This window comes from Salmonella sp. SAL04162 (assembly GCF_046551535.1).
In the GTDB taxonomy this organism is placed as follows: Bacteria; Pseudomonadota; Gammaproteobacteria; order Enterobacterales; family Enterobacteriaceae; genus Salmonella; species Salmonella enterica.
On record NZ_JBGDVX010000017.1, the window covers coordinates 78,542 to 83,003 of the forward strand.

Annotated in this window: 3 protein-coding genes; all 3 read right to left on the minus strand. The window is 56.3% G+C overall.

Annotation, left to right across the window (positions count from 1 at the left end):
• Positions 1 to 2,338: filamentous hemagglutinin N-terminal domain-containing protein (locus ACLJRH_RS23935; RefSeq protein ID WP_410958160.1), on the minus strand; the 2,338-nt coding region annotated here is incomplete at its 3' end.
• Between the two features lie 10 nt (positions 2,339 to 2,348).
• Complete coding sequence (locus ACLJRH_RS23940) at positions 2,349 to 4,109, minus strand: ShlB/FhaC/HecB family hemolysin secretion/activation protein (protein ID WP_410958161.1); 1,761 nt, start codon at positions 4,107 to 4,109, stop codon at positions 2,349 to 2,351.
• The coding region (locus tag ACLJRH_RS23945) for a hypothetical protein (protein WP_410958162.1) at positions 4,106 to 4,462 on the minus strand (357 nt) is incomplete at its 5' end. The genes ACLJRH_RS23940 and ACLJRH_RS23945, both read right to left, overlap by 4 nt.

Here is a 4,462-nt window from a genome sequence, read left to right on the forward strand (position 1 = left end):
CCTCAATCACGGAGCCGGTGCCGGCCTGTATCCAGCCGCTGTCTGCATCACTGCCCGGCAGGCTGACGATGTCATCCACCTTCACCTTCATCGTCCCGCCGGCCAGGATTTTTCCGCTGTTGTGCAGGCTTTCACTGCCGCCCGACTGCATGTCCGCGATGTCCAGACTGCCGGCGGCCTGCAGGAGACCGCTGTTGTCCAGTAAACCGGCGGTTTGCAGCCCGATATCCCCCTTATCAGCCACAACCCGCCCGGCGTTACTGAAGCCGGCCCCGGCGTTCAGGTCCAGGCTCCCGCCCAGCAGCGTCCCGGCCTGCAGGTCAGTTTTGCCCGAGGTCGTCAGGGCCAGCCGGTCTGCGGCCTGGGTTATGGCGTTCCCGGAGGTGGTGAAATTGCCGGTACCGAGGGTCAGGCTGCCGGCGGCCAGCAGCGTGCCGGAGCTGGTTATCGTGTCCGCACTGAGCGTGCTGCTCCCCTTCGACTGCAGCGTGCCGCTGTTGGCCAGCGCCCCGGTCAGGGTGATGCTGTCTTTGGCCCCGTCCTGATTCGACAGCAGCCAGGTTCCCTGGTTGTCCAGTGAGCGTGCGCGGATATCACTGTGGTTATCTGCCTGTATCAGGCCGGGGGCCGTGTTGGTCAGTGACGTGGCGCGTAAATTCAATGCGTCGCCGGTTAACAGGCGGCCACTGTTGTCCAGTGAATCAGCCGCTGAGTTATGCAGTCCTGCCACGGTAAACCGGCTGCCGGCATGGACGATACCACTGTTAGTGAAAGCCTGATCCGTTAACAGGCTGACACTGCCTTTATCGGCACTGATATCACCTTCGTTGTGCACACCGTGATTGCCGTGCAGGATGAGATCCCCCTGAATGCTTTGTATGTCCTGATGGCCTGTGCCCTTTTTGTTCGACAGGATCTGACCTGCAGAATCAAGCTGTAAATTACCGCGTGCCTGCAGTACCGCGTTGTTCATTGTCATATCATCGCGTACAGTGCTGGCGTTTAATGTCCCTGAAGATGTCAGCATTGTTCCCGGCGCCACCGTCAGGCCGGCAAATGTTCCCTGCCAGCGCCCGGATGAGCTCCAGCGTGTGCCACTGATACCGGCGTTATCTTTTGCTGTCAGCGTCAGTGTGCCGCCAGCGCTGCGCACATTGTTATTCTGCCGGCCGGCGTTCGTACTGTTATCCGTTAACGCCGCAGTACTGAGGGCAAGATCACCGGTCGCCACCACGGCCCCCCCGTTCAGCGTGGTATCACCTGACGTCTGCAGACGGGTATCGCGTCCTGAAGTGAGGCTGGCGTCAGTCAGCACCAGAGATTTTGTCCCCTGGCTGTTGCCGGCAATCCGGATGTCCCGCTTTGCCGATAAACGGTTCTGCAGTTCAATGTTACCGGCTGAAGACAGGACAAAATCCTCAGCTGATGCTGCGGCATCCCCCAGCATACGGACCCCCACACCGGCTTCGGTGGCCGTCAGGTGGATGCGGTCAGCATACATCCCGCCCAGGGCGGTGCTGTCAACAGCATAGACGGGGGTACTGTCAGTCCCCCGGAGGGTACCGGTGACCTTACGACCGGCATAGTCATAATTATTTGTTCCTGTGGTAATAGCCAGCTGCTGCGCGTTGATGTCACCGTCCAGCTTAACGCTGCGGGTCACCAGATCCAGCATCTGCTGGGCCGTGGCGTTCATCCCGTTCCCCTGAATGAGGATATCCCCCTGAGTGACGCGAAAACCTTCCAGGGCGCCGATGGAGCTCAGATAGGGTTTACCGGTAGTGAGGGTGACACGATCGGTATTGATGAATCCACAGCCGCTGCAGGTGATACCGTAAGGGTTGGCCACCACCACATCCGCTTTGCCGCCGGCGACTTCGGTAAAACCGGCGAGCCGGCTGCGGTTAGCGGAGACCACCTCATTAAGGATCACCTGCGCGCTCTTCTTCATATTAAAGTTGGCATTTATCTGCCCGGCGAGCTGTGTTGCCCAGGTGGCTTTGTCAGGCGTGGTGTTGTTCAGTACCAGCCCCTGCGGGTTCACATCGTAACGGTTATAAAGATTGTGTGACAGACCTGCGGCACTGGCGGCGTTAATGTTCACAACGGTGGTACCGTTACCGGTGACATAAGCGCTGGTGTTGCCGGAGGCCACGGAGACAGACGGTTCAGCCGCCCTGAGTGGTGGCATGGCTGAAATCATTATCGCCATCGCTGAAAGCGAGCCGCAGACGGCCCGGCATATACTTTTTGTTTTAGTGTGGCTGCGGGTATTTTCAGGCACGGCCTGCCAGCTGGCAGTTGCCGCATTCCAGATGACACGATAGATATGATTCATGGTAATTTTCTCACAAAGAAGCAGACATCAGCAGGCTGAACAGGGTACCTTCACGGTATTCGTGAGAAGGCACTGTAACCGCATGAGAAACGAAGGCATTGATGCTGACGGTTTTCCACGACAGGCCGAGACCTGCTGCCGTGCCGGACAGTGAACCGGAGGGAACGCCAGTGGCACGGTTGGTGACATCACCCCAGTCAAAAGCGGCGTAAAGCCGGCCGTTGATCCCCCCGGGAAGGTCGCGCGAAACAGAAAAATCATTGCGCATGTAGTAACCGCTGTCCCCGCTGAGAGACATATTCTGGAAACCACGCACCGAAGAGGGACCGCCAATCAGGATTTGCTGTGTGCCATAGAGGGTGTCGACGGCAAGCTGCCCGCTGAAACTGGTCGAAAAGCCCAGCCCGGTATTACCGGTGTAAAAAGTCCGGTTATATCCCATATCCAGGGTAAACTTTCTGGACTGGGCATGGGGATACTCATCAGGCAGATCGCCGGGATCGCGCGTGCCGTTGAACCACGGCACGCCCTGAACCACGGCAATATTGCCGTTAAAAATGCCCCCGGCGAAAATACTGAACATATCAGCGCCCGCATCCAGATACGTCAGCCTGCGGCTGCTGCTTGTCAGCAATTCCCCACCTAACCAGTTCTGGTTCAGCTGGGTGTTAAGATGTGCAGACAGCCCCACCCGGGATGACTGGTTACGGAACAGCACATGATTTGCCCCCAGATACCAGTTATCACTTTTTCCGTTAGTTTTAACTTTTATTCCGCCGGGAAGAGACAGCCCGTTAATATAGTGACTCTGGCTGTAGTTAACGGATAAGGTGTTGTAGCCCCAGGGAAACTGCATAAGTACGGCGGTGGAGTCAGATCGGTGCTCGCCTGAAAACGGAAACGCAGACTGACGCCGCGTGATGGCGATAAGCTCATTCAGTCCCAGCAGGCTGTCCGTGGTTACCGTGGCAGACAGGGCATTACGCCCGGTGGCATCAGAGCCCAGGTTATCAAAGGAGGTAAAAAGATGTACCGGCAGCGAACTGTCATTCTGTATCGCCACAATACTTTGTCCCGGCAGATCGCCGGGAAGTAAATCCAGACGGGCATTATTGGATGAGAGGCTGTTCATCTGATCAATACCCTGCTCCAGATCGCGGAGATTCAGTACATCCCCTTCGCGACCGGGCATGGCAGCGCGCAGCCAGACAGCGTGTTTACGCCCGCCGTCCAGTTTATAACGTTCAATTTTTCCGGCGACGACGGTCAGTTTAAGTGTCCCGGTCCGCAGGTCCTGTACGGGTAAATAGACCCGGGTGGTGATAAATCCGCGGTCAATAAAGTCTTTGGTCAACAGTCCCAGCAGACTTTCAATGTCGCTGACTGAAATACAGCGGTCAGTGTAATCATGGCGGACTTTCGCCAGCAGTTTATCCGGTATCATTTTTTCATCACCGGAGATCTCAATCCGGCGGATATTCCGGCACTGCACTCCAATATCAGGAGCGGCGACCTGAGGTTTAATGTTATTCAGGTCGGTGCCTCCCGGCGCGGGACGTTCACCCAGGGCGCGTTGCTGGTCTTCCCGTAATCGCTCCTGCTGCTGATTCTGGATAAGCTGATTCTGTCTCTCAATGGCGGCGAGTGGAGCAGACGGAGCGGCCTGAGCGCCGGCAGTCAGCAATAAAGAAGAAAGAACCAGCGGAGAAACAAGGAATACAGTCAGCCTGGCAGACCGTAATGGTGCTGTGAAAAATGTATATATCGTCATTCGGTACTCATCATTTTACGAATGTCGCCCTCAGAAACAATGCCTTCCCCGGTGCCGGAGTCAGATAGCATGCGACAGAAAGTGGGGAGTCTGGTGTAAACATCATGCAGTGGAACAGAAATTAACGGAGCGAAGAGAGATACCGGGGGTCCAGCGTTACCATAAAGGGATACAGTTTCAGTCACCGGAAGCGGTTTAACCGACCTGTAGTATAAAGAAACAGGGGAAAAAGAAATGAAACTTCGTGAAAATGCCAGACAGAAGGAATTATTGCCTTGCCTTGCCTTGCCTTGCCTTGCCTTGCCTTGCCTTGCCTTGCCTTGCCTTGCCTTGCCTTGCCTTGCCTTGCCTTT